At 64.2% G+C, this 15,796-nt stretch carries 19 protein-coding genes; 13 read left to right on the forward strand and 6 right to left on the reverse strand.

What is annotated here, in order from left to right; all coding sequences use genetic code 11:
- Positions 1 to 65: 65 nt before the first annotated feature.
- Positions 66 to 2,063: an SDR family oxidoreductase gene (locus tag AC30QB_RS12165; protein ID WP_489546485.1), complete on the forward strand. Its 1,998-nt coding sequence runs from the start codon at positions 66 to 68 to the stop codon at positions 2,061 to 2,063.
- Between the two features lie 14 nt (positions 2,064 to 2,077).
- On the opposite strand, the gene AC30QB_RS12170 is transcribed toward AC30QB_RS12165, so the two are convergent.
- Positions 2,078 to 2,206 carry a hypothetical protein gene (locus AC30QB_RS12170; RefSeq protein ID WP_489546486.1) on the reverse strand — a complete coding sequence of 43 codons (129 nt, stop codon included), beginning with the start codon at positions 2,204 to 2,206 and terminating at the stop codon, positions 2,078 to 2,080.
- Between the two features lie 280 nt (positions 2,207 to 2,486).
- Between AC30QB_RS12170 and AC30QB_RS12175 the strand changes: the two genes are divergently transcribed.
- Both AC30QB_RS12175 and AC30QB_RS12180 read left to right on the forward strand, forming a co-directional pair.
- Positions 2,487 to 3,545, forward strand: a complete 1,059-nt coding sequence (locus AC30QB_RS12175) for an RNA methyltransferase (RefSeq protein WP_489546487.1) — start codon at positions 2,487 to 2,489, stop codon at positions 3,543 to 3,545.
- A 67-nt stretch (positions 3,546 to 3,612) separates the two neighbouring features.
- Entirely contained in the window at positions 3,613 to 4,758 is a 1,146-nt protein-coding gene (locus AC30QB_RS12180) for a zinc-binding dehydrogenase (RefSeq protein ID WP_489546488.1), read from the forward strand.
- Here the strand turns inward: AC30QB_RS12180 and AC30QB_RS12185 are convergent, their stop codons facing one another.
- Entirely contained in the window at positions 4,759 to 6,630 is a 1,872-nt protein-coding gene (locus AC30QB_RS12185) for a hypothetical protein (RefSeq protein ID WP_489546489.1), read from the reverse strand. It lies immediately after the preceding gene.
- Positions 6,631 to 6,742: 112 nt separating this feature from the next.
- Here AC30QB_RS12185 and argB point away from each other — a divergent pair, with 112 nt between their 5' ends.
- Genes argB through slmA form a run of 3 tightly spaced genes read left to right on the forward strand, consistent with a single transcriptional unit; the run spans position 6,743 to position 9,041 of the window.
- Positions 6,743 to 7,669, forward strand: coding sequence for an acetylglutamate kinase (gene argB / locus AC30QB_RS12190; protein ID WP_489546490.1), 927 nt, complete (start codon positions 6,743 to 6,745; stop codon positions 7,667 to 7,669).
- A complete protein-coding gene (locus tag AC30QB_RS12195) occupies positions 7,669 to 8,367 on the forward strand; it encodes a pyrimidine 5'-nucleotidase (protein WP_489546491.1) in 699 nt (232 codons plus the stop codon). Before argB ends, AC30QB_RS12195 begins: the two co-directional genes overlap by 1 nt.
- Before the next feature lie 20 nt (positions 8,368 to 8,387).
- Complete coding sequence (gene slmA / locus AC30QB_RS12200; RefSeq protein WP_489546526.1) at positions 8,388 to 9,041, forward strand: nucleoid occlusion factor SlmA; 654 nt, start codon at positions 8,388 to 8,390, stop codon at positions 9,039 to 9,041.
- Between the two features lie 16 nt (positions 9,042 to 9,057).
- Here slmA and AC30QB_RS12205 read toward each other — a convergent pair whose 3' ends face one another.
- The 4 genes from AC30QB_RS12205 to AC30QB_RS12220 all read right to left on the reverse strand — a co-directional run bounded on the left by AC30QB_RS12205 (position 9,058) and on the right by AC30QB_RS12220 (position 12,392).
- A complete protein-coding gene (locus AC30QB_RS12205; protein ID WP_489546492.1) occupies positions 9,058 to 9,879 on the reverse strand; it encodes a peptidylprolyl isomerase in 822 nt (273 codons plus the stop codon).
- Entirely contained in the window at positions 9,857 to 10,726 is an 870-nt protein-coding gene (locus AC30QB_RS12210) for a lipase secretion chaperone (RefSeq protein WP_489546493.1), read from the reverse strand. The genes AC30QB_RS12205 and AC30QB_RS12210 overlap by 23 nt, the downstream gene beginning before the upstream one ends.
- A 110-nt stretch (positions 10,727 to 10,836) precedes the next feature.
- Complete coding sequence (locus AC30QB_RS12215; protein WP_489546494.1) at positions 10,837 to 11,556, reverse strand: peptidyl-prolyl cis-trans isomerase; 720 nt, start codon at positions 11,554 to 11,556, stop codon at positions 10,837 to 10,839.
- 209 nt (positions 11,557 to 11,765) lie between these two features.
- Positions 11,766 to 12,392 carry an esterase/lipase family protein gene (locus AC30QB_RS12220; RefSeq protein ID WP_489546495.1) on the reverse strand — a complete coding sequence of 209 codons (627 nt, stop codon included), beginning with the start codon at positions 12,390 to 12,392 and terminating at the stop codon, positions 11,766 to 11,768.
- A gap of 203 nt (positions 12,393 to 12,595) precedes the next feature.
- Here AC30QB_RS12220 and AC30QB_RS12225 point away from each other — a divergent pair, with 203 nt between their 5' ends.
- Genes AC30QB_RS12225 through tatA form a run of 7 tightly spaced genes read left to right on the forward strand, consistent with a single transcriptional unit; the run spans position 12,596 to position 15,707 of the window.
- Positions 12,596 to 13,474, forward strand: coding sequence for an ATP-binding protein (locus tag AC30QB_RS12225; RefSeq protein ID WP_489546496.1), 879 nt, complete (start codon positions 12,596 to 12,598; stop codon positions 13,472 to 13,474).
- 11 nt (positions 13,475 to 13,485) lie between these two features.
- Positions 13,486 to 13,911: an NUDIX domain-containing protein gene (locus AC30QB_RS12230; protein WP_489546527.1), complete on the forward strand. Its 426-nt coding sequence runs from the start codon at positions 13,486 to 13,488 to the stop codon at positions 13,909 to 13,911.
- Positions 13,912 to 13,923: 12 nt separating this feature from the next.
- Positions 13,924 to 14,313 carry a phosphoribosyl-AMP cyclohydrolase gene (gene hisI, locus AC30QB_RS12235; RefSeq protein WP_489546497.1) on the forward strand — a complete coding sequence of 130 codons (390 nt, stop codon included), beginning with the start codon at positions 13,924 to 13,926 and terminating at the stop codon, positions 14,311 to 14,313.
- Complete coding sequence (locus tag AC30QB_RS12240) at positions 14,310 to 14,660, forward strand: phosphoribosyl-ATP diphosphatase (RefSeq protein ID WP_489546498.1); 351 nt, start codon at positions 14,310 to 14,312, stop codon at positions 14,658 to 14,660. Before hisI ends, AC30QB_RS12240 begins: the two co-directional genes overlap by 4 nt.
- Positions 14,657 to 15,040, forward strand: coding sequence for a DUF4870 family protein (locus AC30QB_RS12245; protein ID WP_489546499.1), 384 nt, complete (start codon positions 14,657 to 14,659; stop codon positions 15,038 to 15,040). The genes AC30QB_RS12240 and AC30QB_RS12245 overlap by 4 nt, the downstream gene beginning before the upstream one ends.
- Before the next feature lie 32 nt (positions 15,041 to 15,072).
- A complete protein-coding gene (locus AC30QB_RS12250; RefSeq protein WP_489546500.1) occupies positions 15,073 to 15,423 on the forward strand; it encodes a histidine triad nucleotide-binding protein in 351 nt (116 codons plus the stop codon).
- Positions 15,424 to 15,467: 44 nt separating this feature from the next.
- Complete coding sequence (tatA, locus tag AC30QB_RS12255; RefSeq protein WP_489546501.1) at positions 15,468 to 15,707, forward strand: Sec-independent protein translocase subunit TatA; 240 nt, start codon at positions 15,468 to 15,470, stop codon at positions 15,705 to 15,707.
- Positions 15,708 to 15,796: the final 89 nt, after the last annotated feature.

Consider the following 15,796-nt stretch of genomic DNA (forward strand, 5'->3'; position numbering starts at 1 on the left):
GCAGCAGGCCCACCGAGGGTTTGATGAAGAATGCGGCGGATCGACGACCCCTTCAGGAGGAACGCATGCAATATTTTGTGACCGGAGCCACCGGCTTCATCGGCAAACGCCTCGTCAAGACCTTGCTGGCTCGTCGTGGTGCCACGGTGCACTTCCTGTTGCGCGCCGAGAGTGAGTCGAAGGTTGCGGGCCTGCTCGAATACTGGGGTGTGAGCGCCGCGCGCGCGGTGCCGGTGTACGGCGACCTCACGGGCAAGAAGCTCGGGGCTTCGGCTGATGCGATCAAGAAGCTCAAGGGCCACATCGACCACGTGTACCACCTGGCGGCGGTGTACGACCTGGGCGCCGACGAAGAGTCGCAGGTGCAGGTCAACGTCGAAGGCACGCGCAACCTGGTCGAGTTTGCCAAGGCGATTGACGCCGGCCACTTGCACCACGTGAGCAGCATTGCCGCGGCCGGCCTGTACGAGGGCGTGTTCCGCGAAGACATGTTCGAAGAGGCCGAGGGCCTGGACCACCCTTACTTCATGACCAAGCACGAGAGCGAGAAGATCGTGCGCAAGGAAAGCAAGGTGCCCTGGACGGTTTACCGCCCCGCGCTGGTGGTGGGTGATTCGATCACCGGCGAGATGGACAAGATAGACGGGCCGTACTACTTCTTCAAGCTGATCCAGCGCATGCGCCAGCTGCTGCCGCCATGGATGCCGAGCATTGGCCTCGAAGGCGGGCGCATCAACATCGTACCGGTCGATTTCGTGGTCAAGGCGCTGGACCACATCAGCCACCAGAAGGGCGAGCTGAACAAGAAGTGCTTCCACCTGGTCGACCCTGAGGGCTACCGCGTAGGCGACGTGCTCGACGTGTTCAGCAAGGCCGCGCACGCGCCGAAGATGAATGTTTTCATCAACGCTGCGCTGCTGGGCTTCATTCCCAAGAGCGTGAAGAAGGGCCTGATGGCGCTGGCGCCGGTGCGCCGTGTGCGCAAGGCGGTGATGAAAGACCTGGGCCTGCCCGAAGACATCTTGACCTTCATCAACTACCCCACGCGCTTTGATTGCCGCGACATGCAGGCCGCACTCAAGGGCAGTGGCATCGAGTGCCCCAAGCTGCCCGATTACGCCTGGCGTCTGTGGGACTACTGGGAGCGTCACCTAGACCCCGCACTCAAGATTGACCACAGCCTGCGCGGCACGGTGGGTGGCAAGGTGGTGCTGGTGACAGGTGGCTCTTCGGGCATAGGCCTGGCGGCGGCCATCAAGTTTGCCGAGGCCGGCGCCATCACGGTGATCTGCGCGCGCGATGAAACCAAGCTCGCAGAAGCCAAAAAAGAGATCATGGCCGCCGCCGGCAAAGACGCCATCGTCGCCACCTTCTCGGCCGACATTGCCGATGAAGCCAGCTGCAAGGCACTGATCGACTGGCTGACCGACACCTACGGCGGCGTCGACTTCCTCATCAACAACGCCGGCCGCTCGATCCGCCGCGCCATCGAGAGCAGCTACGACCGCTTTCATGATTTCGAGCGCACCATGCAGCTCAACTACTTTGGCTGCCTGCGCGTGACCATGGGCTTGCTGCCCGGCATGACGGCCAAGCGCCGGGGGCACATTGTCAACATCAGCTCGATCGGTGTGTTGACCAACGCACCGCGCTTCTCGGCCTATGTGGCCAGCAAGGCAGCGCTCGATGCGTGGACGCGCTGCGCGTCCAGCGAGTACGCCGACACCGGCATCAGCTTCACCACCATCAACATGCCGCTGGTGCGCACGCCCATGATCGCGCCCACGCAGATCTACAAAAACGTGCCGACGCTCGCACCCGAAGAAGCGGCCGACATGATCGCCGAGGCCTGTGTGTACAAGCCGGTGCGCATCGCCACGCGCCTGGGCATCTCGGGCGAGGTGCTGCATGCGCTGCTGCCGCGTGTGGCGCAGATCGTGATGAACACCAGCTTCCGCATGTTCCCCGACAGCTCGGCGGCCAAGGGCGACAAGAACGCCAAGCCGACCCTCTCACCCGAGGCCGTGGCTTTGCAGCAGATGATGCGAGGCATCCACTTCTGACCCCTGCTGGTTGATCAGGGCGTGGCGGTGGTGCCCCAGCAGTGCAGCACTGCCGCCTGCCGGTCATCCAGTTTTTCTTCGAGCACGAACAGGCATGCTTCAAGCGTTTGCGCGGCGCTGAACAAGCCGCCCTGAAGAAGCACACGTTGCCCGGCCAGTCATACGACAGCAGTTTTTGAAGCGCAGCAGCTGCGACCCCGCTCACGTCGCGCGCCCACGGCTTGCTTGCGCATGCCGACAGGTAGTGGATGGATTGCGCAAAGACCTCTTTGCCCGTGCCGGTTCGCCCAGGATCAGCACACCGGCATCGCAGCCTGCCACGGTGGGCAGCTTGCCATCCCAACTGTGGAGTTGGTATGGGCTTGTGGCGGGGATCGTGTCCAATGGCTTCTGTGCCCCACCACCCCACCGAACCGAGCCTGCATGCGCATTGAAGAAATCCGCCAGCGCTTGCGTGCCGCAGGCGCCAAGCCCGTGCACGAGCAGCGTGTGCTGCGCCTGTGGGCGCAGGCCCTGCCGCCAGACAGCGGGCGGCGCAAGCCGGAAGACTTTTTGCCGCTGAGCGTGCGTGAGGCCTTGCCCGCGCTGATGGACGAAGTGCACGGCCTTGTGCGGCTGCGCTCCGAACACCCGGGTGAAGACGGATCGGCGCGCTTGCTGGTGGATCTGGCCGATGGCCAGACGGTTGAAAGCGTGCTGCTGCCGCGCGATGGCCTGTGCGTGTCCACCCAGGTGGGTTGCGCCGTCGGCTGTGTGTTTTGCATGACTGGCCGCGACGGCCTGCTGCGCCAGGTGGGCAGCGCCGAGATCGTGGCCCAGGTGGCGTTGGCGCGTACGCGCCGCGTGGTGAAGAAGGTGGTGTTCATGGGCATGGGCGAGCCGGCCCACAACCTCGACAACGTGCTCGAAGCCATCGAGCTCTTGGGCACGGCAGGCGCCATAGGCCACAAGAACCTGGTCTTCTCGACCGTGGGCGACATGCGTGTGTTCGAGCGTTTGCCGCTGGGCTTGGTGAAACCGGCGCTGGCGCTCTCGCTGCACACCACCAAGCCCGAGCTGCGGGTGAAGCTGCTGCCGCGTGCGCCTCGAATCGACCCCGCCGAGCTGGTGGAAGAAGGCGAGCGCTATGCCCGTGCCACCGGCTACCCCGTGCAATATCAGTGGACGCTGCTTGAAGGCATCAACGACAACGACGACGAGCTGGATGGCATCGTGAAGCTGCTGCGTGGCAAGTACGCGGTGATGAACATGATCCCGTACAACAGCATCGAAGGGCTCGATTTCAAGCGGCCCTCTTGGGAACGCGCGGCCGCCATCGCCCGCTCGCTGCACCGCCGCGGCGTGCTGACCAAGCTGCGCCACTCGGCCGGGCAAGACGTGGACGGTGGCTGCGGCCAGCTTCGTGCGCGTGCCACGGAAGCCCCGGTCACGCTGGTGCGCCGCCCGCCGACCCCTCTGCCACCAAGCCCAACACCTAGGTGACAGCGGCGGGGGCAGGGCCGTTCCTATACTGGCCGCCCTACCGAGGACGGCTACACAGGAGACCCCCATGAGCAACGACCACACCGGCACATTCCTTCAACTTCGTTCACTGGTCAAGAAGACCGGCGAGCTGGAGCTTTCGCTCGCCCAGGTGGCGATCCCCGAGCCAGGCCCGGAAGAAGTGCTGGTGCGCATCGAAGCCGCACCCATTAACCCGTCTGACCTGGGCCTGCTGTTCGGCGCGGCCGACATGAGCACGGCCAAGGCGTCGGGCACGGCCGCCCAGCCAGTGGTCACTGCCACCATCCCCGAGAAGCTGATGCGCGCCATGGGCGGCCGGCTGGAAGAGTCGATGCCCGTGGGCAATGAGGGCGCAGGCGTGGTCGTCAAGACCGGCTCGTCTGACGCTGCCAAAGCGCTGCTCGGCAAGACCGTCGCCATCTTGGGCGGTGCCACCTACGGGCAGTACCGCGCCATCAAGGCGGTGCAGTGCCTGCTGCTGCCCGAAGGCACCAAGCCGTCGGAAGGCGCGTCGTGCTTCGTCAACCCGCTCACCTCGCTGAGCATGGTTGAGGTGATGCGGCTCGAAGGCCACAAGGCGCTGGTGCACACCGCTGCGGCCTCTAACCTCGGCCAGATGCTCAACAAGATCTGCATCAAGGACGGCGTGGCGCTGGTCAACATCGTGCGCAAGCCCGAGCAGGAAGCCATTCTTCGCGAGATTGGCGCCAAGTACGTGTGCGACGCGAGCAAGCCCACGTTCATGGAAGACCTGACCCAGGCGCTGGCGGAAACCGGCGCCACACTGGCCTTCGACGCCACCGGCGGTGGCAAGCTGGCAGGCCAGATCCTCACCTGCATGGAGATCGCCGCCAACAAGACCGCCAAGGAATACAGCCGCTACGGCTCGACCGTGCACAAGCAGGTCTACATCTATGGCGGCCTGGACCGTGGCCCGACCGAGCTCAACCGCAGCTTCGGCATGGCCTGGAGCTTGGGCGGCTGGCTGCTCACGCCGTTCTTGCAGAAGATCGGTTTTGCCGCCGCGCAAAAGCTGCGCGAGCGCGTGGCGTCAGAGCTGAAGACCACCTTCGCCAGCCACTACACCGCCGAGGTGTCGCTGGCCGAGGCGCTGTCACTGCAAGCCATCGGTTCGTATGGCAAGCAGGCGACGGGCACCAAGTACCTGGTCAACCCCAACAAGGGGCTGTGATCAGCGCTTGAGCCAGTGCGTGAGTGTGGCCTCGGTGGGGACGTACAAGCGCAGCTTGACGCCCTTGCCCAGGCGCTCGTCACCCGCCAGCTCGCCGTCGTCGATGCCCTTGAAGTTGTAGCCGAGCGCCAGCACGATCTTGTGGTTGAGCTGCACGCTGAGCTCGGCGCCATAGCCGGCGGTTGCGGGCAGGGCGCTGTCGGTCAGGCGTGCGGCATGCACGCTCAGGCGCCAGCGCTCGGCGATCTGCTGGGTGGGGCGCAGCATCATGAAGTTGGTGGTGCGCAGCTTGGCGCTCTCGAACGAATCGTCGCGGTCCCAGCGGCGTGCGGCGCGCAGCAACAAGTTGAGCTTTTCGGTGCTTTGCCAGGTGAACTCGCTCGAGACGATATGGGCACGGCGGTCTGCCACGCCGGGCTGCACCACGTCGTCGTACAGGGCGTTGCGGGCGATGGCGGTGTAGTACCAGAAGGTGCTGAACAGACGCTCAGTGGGTTCTTGCCAGCCCCAGCCCAAGGTGAGGTTGCCCGTGTTCACCGGCACTTCGTCGGGTTGCTCGTTGGGCTGCGTGCCGGTCACGCTGCTGCGCGCGACGAGCAGGCTGTTGGTCGTCAGGTGCTGGGTGTAGTCGATGCTTGCAAAGGCGCTGTTTCTGATCGGCGTGCGCACGGCCTGCACTTCGGTCAGCAGCACATGCTCGGGAAAGACGTTGTTCGACACTCGCAAGTCGACGCTGTTCGATTTGACGGCGTTCTCGCCCGCGATCGGTATGCCGGTTTCGATCAGCGATTGCGCACGCCACTGCGGCGCGAAATCGCTGGTGTGGCGCCAGCCCAGCACCAGCAGAGCGTCGTCGTCGGCGATCAGGCTCTTCTGGCGCACCTGTGCGTACACCAGCCCATCGGGTGAGCCCTCGGTTGTCTCGGCGCCGATCACGCGCTTGTAGGTGGTGCGTTCTTCCACGCCGGCCGACGACAACAGGCCCAGTTGCGTGGCCTCGCGCCAGTAGACGCGTGAGCCGCTCCAGCGGCCACCGGGGCGGTAGTCGCTGCCGAACTCGGTGCGCGGGCCTGCAAGCCGCTCGTCGCCGGGCAGCATGTCGGGCTTGATGGCGCGCTGGTGCTGCGCGCCGAAGGTGAGGCCGGGCAGCGCTTCCCACTGGGTTTGCACGCCGGCAAAGTTGGCGCTGGGCTTGGGGTCGAGCCAATTCTCGCGGGCGTCTTTGTCTTCAAGCTGCGCGTGGCGCACAAAGCCTTCGACCCACAGCTCGGGCGATCCCACGTGCAGGCCAGTCTGGGCATCGGTGCGGGTCACACCCACGGTGTCGTCATGCAGCTTCAGCCCATGGGTGTTGAGAGCCCAGCCGGGCGCGATGGACGTGACGGCCGAAGCGCCGTTTTCGCGGCCACTGCCGTCGCGCTGGTTATAGAAGCGCAGCTGGTTGGTGTTGCCGTCGTGCAGGATCTCCCAGGTGCGCGCCGGCTGCCCGGCCGCCGGGATGCCGGTGCCCGCGTTGCTCAGGCGGCCGGTCAGGCGCTCGTCGAGCGCGAGCGTCCAGCGCTTGCCCAGGTCGACCGTCTTGCGCTGGCCGAACACGCGGTAGCGGCGCTGGGGGTTGGGGCCGAGTGCGTCGAGCAGCAGGTCGTCGAGAAATTCCTGCCACGAATCGAGCGTGGTTTCGATACGGCCGGGAATGGCGGCGAGGGTGTTGTCCGCGGGCGTGGCGGTAGGCGTGGGGGGAGGCGTGGCGGGAGGCGATGAAGCGGCTTGCGCGGGGGGAGGTGGCGCGTCGTTGTCAGCGGCAGTGGCGATGCTGCTGGCCAAACTCACCAAGCCAGTGAGCACGAGTCGAATGGAGAGGGTGAGGCGCATAGGCGCCAAGTGTCGCAGCAGCGCGGCCATTCATCTGTAGGAGGACGGCGCGCCGCTCAAATGACCGGCCCCTACAATTTGGCGCATTCAACTTTGCCGGACGCCCGCAGCCATGACCAACGAGCCCCCCTCTGCCCCCCCCTCACACACAGCGGAGCTCGCCAACATCGCACCGCGCGACAAGGCCGAGATCCTGGCGCAGGCGCTGCCCTACATCCGCAAGTTTCACGGCAAGACCATCGTCATCAAGTACGGCGGCAACGCCATGACCGACCCGGCCCTGCAGCAAGACTTCGCCGAAGACGTGGTGCTCTTGAAGCTGGTGGGCATGAACCCGGTGGTGGTGCACGGTGGCGGGCCGCAGATCGAAGACGCGCTCGCCAAGATCGGCAAGAAGGGCACCTTCATCCAGGGCATGCGCGTCACCGATGAAGAAACCATGGAAGTGGTCGAGTGGGTGCTGGCCGGCCAGGTGCAGCAAGACATCGTGGGCCTGATCAACGTGGCCGGCGGCAAGGCCGTGGGCCTGACCGGTCGCGACGGCGGGCTCATCCGCGCGCACAAGCTCAAGCTGGTCGACCAGAAAGACCCGACCAAGGTGCACGACGTGGGCCTGGTGGGCGAGATCGAATCGATCGACCCCTCTGTGGTGAAAGCGCTGCAAGACGACCAGTTCATCCCCGTCATCTCGCCGCTGGGCTTCGGTGCCGAAAACGAAAACTACAACATCAACGCCGACGTGGTGGCCGGCAAGCTGGCCGAAGTATTGAAGGCCGAGAAGCTGATCATGCTCACCAACATCCCGGGCGTGCTCGACAAACAGGGCAAGCTGCTCACCAACCTGTCGGCGCGAGAGATCGACGAGCTGTTTGCCGACGGCACCATCAGCGGCGGCATGCTGCCCAAGATCGCCTCGGCGCTCGATGCAGCGAAGAACGGCGTGAACACGGTGCACATCATCGACGGGCGCGTGCCGCACGCAATGCTGCTTGAAATCCTGACCGAACAGGCTTACGGCACGATGATCAGATCGCATTGATGAGCGCGAAAGGGCGCGTCTGGCTGTTCGACCTGGATGACACGCTGCACGATGCGACGCATGCCGCAATGGGCGAGCTGCATGTGTCAATGACGGCGTATGTGGCGCAGCATGTGGGCTTGTCGAGTGAAGAAGCATCGGCGCTGCGGCGCCACTACTGGATGCGCTATGGCGCCACGCTGCTCGGCCTGGTCCGACACCATGGCGTGAAGGCGGCGCACTTTCTGGAAGAAACGCACCGGTTGCCGGGCCTGGAAGAGCGGCTGCGCACCAGCGCTCACGACCGTGCTGCTTTGCGCCGCCTGAAAGGCCGCAAGTTCATACTGACCAATGCGCCGCGCGCCTATGCCATGCGTGTGCTCAACACCTTGAAACTCGCTGATTGTTTCGAGGGCGTCATCACTGTGGAAGACCTGTGCATGTTCGGTCACCACCGGCCCAAGCCGGACGCGCGCATGTTTCGCTGCATCGCAGCACGCTTGAAGGTAAGGCCCAGCCAATGCGTGCTGGTCGAAGACACTTTGCAGCACCAGCGCTCGGCGCATGGCATCGGCATGCGCACGGTCTGGATGCGGCGTTACCTTCACTCAGCGAACAAGAGTGTGAACAACGGCATGGAAGTTGGTGTTCACCCTTGCCGAAAGCCCCCCTATGTGTATGCAAGAATTCGTTCGATCAAGAGCCTGCATACCCTTTGACCACCAGCCCCCACGCCGCGATGACCGACGCTGACACCACCCCCGAAGAAGCGAAAGCGCCATCCACTGGCGCAGCCGAACCGGTGGGGCGCAAGCGCCCAAAGCCTGGCGAGCGCCGCGTGCAAATTCTGCACACGCTGGCCACCATGCTGGAGCAACCGGGTGCAGAGCGCATCACCACAGCGGCTCTTGCCGCCAAGCTAGAAGTCTCTGAAGCGGCGCTTTATCGCCACTTCGCGAGCAAGGCGCAGATGTTCGAAGGGCTCATCGAGTTCATCGAGCAGAGCGTGTTCACCCTGGTCAACCAGATCGGTGAGCGCGAGACCAGCGGCCTCGTGCAGGCGCAAAAAATTCTCAGCGTGCTGCTGCAGTTCGGTGAAAAAAACCCGGGCATGACACGCGTGATGGTGGGCGATGCCCTGGTGTTCGAAAACGAACGCCTGGTGTCTCGCATGAACCAGTTCTTTGACCGCATCGAGTCGCAGTTGCGCCAGAGCCTGCGCCTGGCCGCTGAATCGGCCGGCTCCAACACACCGACCGTCGACGCCAATGCGCAGTCGTCGGTGCTGACAGGCTTTGCCGTCGGCCGCCTGCAGCGCTATGCCCGCTCGGGCTTCAAGCGTGTGCCCACCGAGCACCTCGACGCTGCACTGAAGCTGCTGGTTCCGGGCTGATCGGCCGCGCTTCCCGTCAGGGCGCTTGCAGCCGTGTGAGCTTGGCTTCGTTGCGCCATTGCGCAATCTGGGCTTCAAGGCGCTCGCTCACGATCTGCGTGCGCAAACTTGCGCTTGCGGCCTCGAACGCGGGTTTCTGCAGCAGGCGTATCGCGCGCAGCTGGATCACGTGCCAGCCCGCTTCGGTGCGCACCGGTTGGTGCGTGTAGCTGCCGGGTTTCAGCGCGCGGGCCGCGGCCACGAAAGACGCCGTCAGCTCATTCGAATTCAGCGTGCCGAGCTGGCCACCCTTGTCGCGGCTTTCGGTGTCGACCGAGTGCTTGCGCGCGAGAGCGGCGAAGCGGGCTCTGCCGCTTTCCAGCTGCGCGATCAGCTGACGTGCAGTGGCTTCATCGGCCACCAGAATGTGGTTCACCGTGAGGTCGGCCTCGGGTTGCAGCTCGCGATAGCGGGCTTGAAGCGCATCGTCAGAGATGACCATCTCGGAGGCTAGCTGCTGCATCAGGCGCTGGCCGAGCAAGGTCTTGTGGGCCAGCTCCAGCTCGGCCTGTGTTTGGGGGCGGGCGGCCAGGCCGGTCGAACGGGCGCGCTGGCTCAGCAGCTCGGTGGTCACCAGATCGTTGACCAGGCGCGCGCGGCTCTGGCCTTCGGGCTCGCGCGCCTTGGCCAGCTCGTCGAGCAGGCTGCGCTGAATCGGCTGGCCGTTCACGAAGGCCACCACACCGGCCGGCAAGACGGGCTCGGTGGCACTGGCGTGAAGGGGGATCGCGGCGCAAACGAGGGCTGCTGTGATGGCGAGCGCTGCGCGCTGCATGTCATTGAGGGTGTGCACGGTCATAGGCGCGGGCCGCGGCCAGCTCTTCTTCTGAAAAGTGTTGTCGCAGCAGCATTTCGAGCTGCGCGGGGGCATCGGTCGAGGCCGATGCCACGAAGGTCTTCTTCTGTTGCAGGTAGGCCTGGTAGCGTGACTCCCAGCCGGCGCGTTGCGCTTCCATCTCACCCATGGCGACGGCAGTCTCGGCGCCCAGGTATTGCCGTCGCACCTGTTCGATCTGTGTGGCCGGTGCAGCCTGCTGGCGCAAGGCGCTGAGCTTGCTTTCCATTTCCGTGATGGCCAGCGAGGGAGGTGACTGCAACGCGACCACCTCGGGCCTCAGCTGGGCGCTCAGGGCTTCGAGCTTGCTTGCTTTTTCCTGTGGCGACAGGCGGGTGTCGGCTTGCAGGGCTTGCGCGGCGAGGTCGTGGTGGGTTTGCGCTTCTTCGGCACCGAACAAGGCCTGTGCGGTTGAAGCGTCGAAGTGGCTGCGGCGCAGGGCCGCGGTCTTGTCGAGCAAGGCTTTGAGCTCGTCGGCCGTGGTTGGGGGCTGCTGAGAACCTGCGTCGGCTGCGGCCGAGCGGGTGTAGTCGGCATAGTGGCGCACCAGGGCCATGGCCTGCGTGGCGGCTTCGCCGGGCATGGCGCGCCGCATGGCGTCTTCCAGCCGTTGATAGTCGGCTTCGGTGGGGTTGGGGCCCAGCTCGGCCTGCAGCACATCGAGTGTGCCGCGGGTGTTCACGTCAACGGTGAGGTCACCGGACAAGCCCAGCTCGAACAGGCGGGCGGTTGTTTCCACCGTGCTCATCACCCCCGAAGCGGCAGGGGTGGAAGAGGTGGCCGGGCCGCGTGCCGTAAACGTGGAGGGCATGGGAGGAGCCTTCGCCGAGGGCGCTTCGTCTGACGCGTTGGGCCAGAGAACGACGCCTGCCACGACAGCGGCTAGGGCCGCACCCCCGGCCAAACGCAGCTGCATGGCAGTCATGGCGTGGGCGACACCTGAACGGTGGCCTGCTCGCGCCACTGCTGTTGCTGGGCCTGCACCTTGAGTTGCACCAGCTGCGGGTGCAACCACACTTGGGCGGTCTGCAAGCTGGGCCGCTTGACGGGGCGTGTGGCCACCAGTTGCACCACATGCCATTCTTGATCCATCAGCAGCGGCTGCGGGCTGTATTCGCCCGGCTTGAGTCTTTTGATGACCGAGGCGACCTCGGGCGGCATCTGTTCGGCCATCGCCCAACCGGGGCCACGGCCTCGCTTGCCGGTGAGCTCCTTGAAGCGCCGGCCCTGGCGAAGCTGCTCTATGAAGGCCTCGGCGGCTGCGCGGTCGGGCAGCATGGTGTGAAAGAGCTGGAATTCGTGCGGCGGGATCTTGTCTTCATACAGGGCTTGCAGCTCGGCTTCGCTGACCTTGATGCCCGCGATCTGCTCGCGCACGACTGCCTGCGCGAGCAAGGTCTTGCTTTGCAGCTCACTCTCGGCGCGCACGGAAGGCGATTTGTCGAGGCCGCGCTCGCGCGCCTTTTGCGCCAGCAGCTCGATGCCGAGCAGTTCGTCGAGCATGCGTTGGCGGTCGACGGAGGGGGCAGACGCCGCAGCGGAAGCTGATTGAAGGTCGTAGGGGTTGGGCGTGCCCAGCTTGTTCACGACCAGCTGCTCCAGCAGCGCGCGGCGCACGGGCTCGCCGTTGAGTGTGGCCATGACGTCGTCGGTGGCTGGGGCAGCAACAGAGGGCGTGGCGGGTGCGGGAGCTGGCGAAGCTGCGGGCTGGCAGCCGGCCAGGGCGGCCATGATGGCAGCCGCTGCAGTGCATAGGCGAAGGAAAGGCATCAACAACATCTCGATGAGGTGACGAGGGGAAAGGGCCGAGAGACTTTACGGGTCTCTCGGCACTGCCATAGCCCCTTTGCTTACCTCAGTGCTGCGCGCAGGCTGTTGTAGACGCTGGTGTTCGTCAGCAGCGAGAGGTGATCGACACTGGCCACTTGTGTGCTGCTGCCGCAGCGCGCGCTGCTGGCGGGCAAGATGACGCCATCGGTGGCTGACCACAGCGAGCGGTCGCAGCCGCGGCCGGCCAAGCCCAGCAAGAACAGCGAGCCGGCGCGCATGTCGAAACAGGCCGCGCTGACGCAAGCGTAGGCGCTGGTGGTGCCGTTGTGCGGTGTGCCCAGTGTCACGAAGCGGCGCATCACCGAGGTGCCGCCGTTTTTGACGCGGAAGGCGCGTGCCACCAAGCCGCCATTCGAGTGGGCGACGATGCTGACTTTGGCGCCGCCGTTCTGGGCGCGCACGCTGCTCACGTAGCTGGCGAGCTGGGCACCGCTGGCGGTGTCGGAGCTGACAAACGAGTTGTAGTCAAAGCCGTACAGACGGCCACCGTAGCCGCTGGCGGTGAAGCGCGACATCATGGACGAGAAGTTCGACGAGCTGCCGCTGTAGCCGTGCACGAACACGATGGGTTCGCTTTGGGCGGCGGCATGGCCGCAAGCGAAGAGGGAAGCCAGTGCGATGCTGGCGAGGGTGACGATGCGTTTCATGGGAGTGTCTCCTGCAGTGGTTGAATGAACCTCCGGGCGGCATGCTTTGCAACCTTGGGGCTGCCACTCGTCGCTCTGGCTAAATTGACACGGATCTGAACGAGTTGGCGCCTTTATATTGAACGATCGTGCATTATTAAGTTATCTCGATAACCCCCTTGTGGTTAACCCTTTCATCCAAAACCCTAGGCTTCATTGACCTCATGGCTGCACTTAACGACCCCCTCTTGCACCTGATCGCCCGCGCAGAAGCGCTGATGGTGCGCCTTGAAAGTGTGCTACCACACCCGTTATTACCGCCTGATTGGCAGGCATCTACGGCGTTTCGCTATCGCAAACGCCCTGGCGGCAGTGTGCTGGAGCCGGTCAGGTATGTCGCCCCGATCCGGCTGAATTCACTGGTCGAGGTGCAGCCGCAAAAAGAGCGTTTGCTGCGCAATACAGAGCAATTTGTGAGTGGTCGTGCAGCGAACAATGTTTTGCTGACGGGTGCCCGCGGCACGGGCAAGAGCTCGTTGATCAAGGCCTGCCTGAATGAGTTTTCACCGCAGGGTCTGCGCTTGATCGAGGTGGACAAGGCCGATTTGGTCGACTTGAGCGACATCATCGATCTGGTGGCGGCCCGGCCAGAGCGTTTCATCGTGTTCTGCGACGACCTGAGCTTCGACGAAGGCGAGGCCGGCTATAAAGCGCTGAAATCGGTGCTCGACGGCTCCGTAGCCCAGGCTTCTGACAATGTGCTGATCTATGCCACCAGCAACCGCCGCCACCTGTTGCCCGAGTACATGAAAGAAAACCTCAGCTACACCCACACCGAAGACGGCGAGGTGCACCCGGGCGAGGTGATCGAAGAGAAGATTTCGCTCAGCGAGCGCTTTGGGCTGTGGGTGAGTTTTTATCCGTTCACACAAGACGAATACCTGGCCATCGTGGCGCAGTGGTTGCGTGGCCACGCGGTGAGCGAAGAAGCGATTGCCGCCGCACGGCAAGAGAGCCTGGTCTGGGCGCTGGAGCGCGGCTCGCGATCAGGGCGCGTGGCCTTCCAGTTCGCCAAGGATTACGCCGGAAGGCATGCCGCGTGAGCGCCGCAGCGATGGAGAGAACGCCCGTCGATGTGGCGGTGGGGGTGCTGATCGACGGGCAGGGGCGGTTTCTCCTGACATCGCGGCCGGTGGGCAAGGTCTACGCAGGCTACTGGGAGTTTCCGGGCGGCAAGCTCGAAGCCGGCGAGACAGTGGAACAAGCCCTGCGTCGCGAATTGCACGAAGAGCTGGGCATCAGCATCGGTACCGTGCACCCGTGGAAAATCGAGCTGGTCGACTACGAGCATGCTCGTGTTCGGCTGCATTTTTGCAAGGTCTACGAGTGGTCGGGCGAGTTCGAAATGCGCGAGCAGCAGGCGATGGTTTGGGAGGGCTTGCCGGTCGAGGTGGCGCCGGTGCTGCCGGGCACGGTGCCGGTACTGCAATGGTTTGCGGGCGAACGCGGCTTTGTCGGCGCGACGCACAAGGCCGGTTGATACACTGGCTCGATGAGTTTTCTAGACGAGATCAAGTGGGATTCGCAGGGCCTTGTGCCCGTGATTGCCCAGGAGCTGGGCAGCAACGATGTGTTGATGTTCGCTTTCATGAACCGCGAAGCCTTGGCCGAAACGGCGCGCCGCGGCGAAGCCGTCTACTGGAGCCGCTCACGCAACCGGCTGTGGCACAAGGGCGAAGACTCAGGTCACATCCAGAAGGTGCATGAAATGCGCATGGATTGCGACAACGACGTGCTGCTTTTGAAGGTCACGCAACTCGGTCATGAGCCCGGCATTGCGTGCCACACCGGACGCCACAGCTGCTTCTTCCAGCGCTACGAGGGCGATGCGTGGAAAGCGGTGGAGCCGGTCTTGAAAGACCCGGAGAGCATCTATAAATGACCAGCAGCAACGACACACTGGCCCGCCTGGCGGAGGTGATCGAAACCCGCAAGGCTGGCGACCCCGACAAGAGCTACGTGGCGCGTCTGTTTCATAAAGGGAACGATGCCATTCTGAAAAAGATCGGAGAAGAGGCGACCGAGACGGTGATGGCGGCCAAAGACGGCGACCGCCAGAAGATCATCTGCGAGGTGGCCGACCTCTGGTTCCATTCCATGATCGCCTTGAGCGCCTACGGCTTGAAGCCAGCCGATGTGCTGGCCGAGCTTGAGCGGCGCGAGGGCCTGTCGGGCCTGGAAGAGTTCGCCGCGCGCAAGGCACAACAACGAGAGGTGGATAACACATGAGTGAAGTCATCGAGATCAGCCCAAAAGAGCGCTCGCTCAAGACCATCGGGCACATCAGCTACGCCCTGCACACCGTGGTGGCCGTGGGTGCCGTGCTACCCGGCGTTCAAGCCAGCATCGTGTTGCTCGTCGTGGCCTTCGTGCTCGACCTCGTGAAGAAGGATGAAGCGGCGGGCTCCTGGCAGGAGTCGCACTTTCGGTGGCGCATCCGCTCGGTGCTATGGGCCGGGGGCTTGTATCTCGTCACCATCCCGTTGTGGCTGCTGCTCGTGCTTCCGGGCTGGATAGCCTGGGCGCTGATCTCGGTCTGGTTCCTCTACCGCGTGGTGCGCGGCTGGATCAACCTCAATGCCCACGCACCCATGCCGGCGCCGACCTGATCTGCGCCGTACCCGAATCACACAGTGCGACCATGAGCCACGACCCCAACTGCATTTTCTGCAAGATCGTCGCGGGGCAGATCCCCAGCCGCAAGGCTTACGAAGACGACGATCTGCTCGCGTTCCACGACATCGCGCCCTGGGCGCCGGTGCATGTGCTGGTGATTCCCAAGCAGCACATCGAGTCGCTTTACGACACCACCCCTGAGAAACACCAGCCCTTGCTCGGGCGCATGCTGGCCCTGGCGCCGCAGCTGATGCGTGAGCATGGCGTGACGGGCGGTTTCCGGGTTCTGGTCAACAGCGGGCCCGACGGCCGCCAGGAAGTACCGCATTTGCACCTGCATGCAATGGGCGGCCCCCGGCCATGGGCCAAGGGCTGAGCCCCGTCACCTAAACTTCGCTATTCCTCTCTAGGAGATACATCATGGGTTCACTCAGTATTTGGCACTGGCTCATCGTGCTGGCCATCGTGGTCTTGGTGTTCGGCACCAAGAAGCTCAAGAACATGGGCTCCGACCTCGGCGGCGCCGTCAAGGGCTTCAAGGACGGCATGAAAGACGGTGCCAGCAGCACTGCTGACCCGGCCGCACCCAATCAGCAAGTCACGGCCAACAAGGCTAACGATCCGAACACCGTCGACGTGGAAGCAAAGACAAAATTGTGAGCCCCCAGTCGCTTCGCTCCTGCCCCCGCGGGCGTTGCTTGATGGGTCACTGCGCTGCGCTCGTGCGATCTACCGTCCTTTGGGTCACC

The organism is Rhizobacter sp. (genome assembly GCF_046595475.1).
Classification (GTDB): Bacteria; Pseudomonadota; Gammaproteobacteria; order Burkholderiales; family Burkholderiaceae_C; genus Rhizobacter.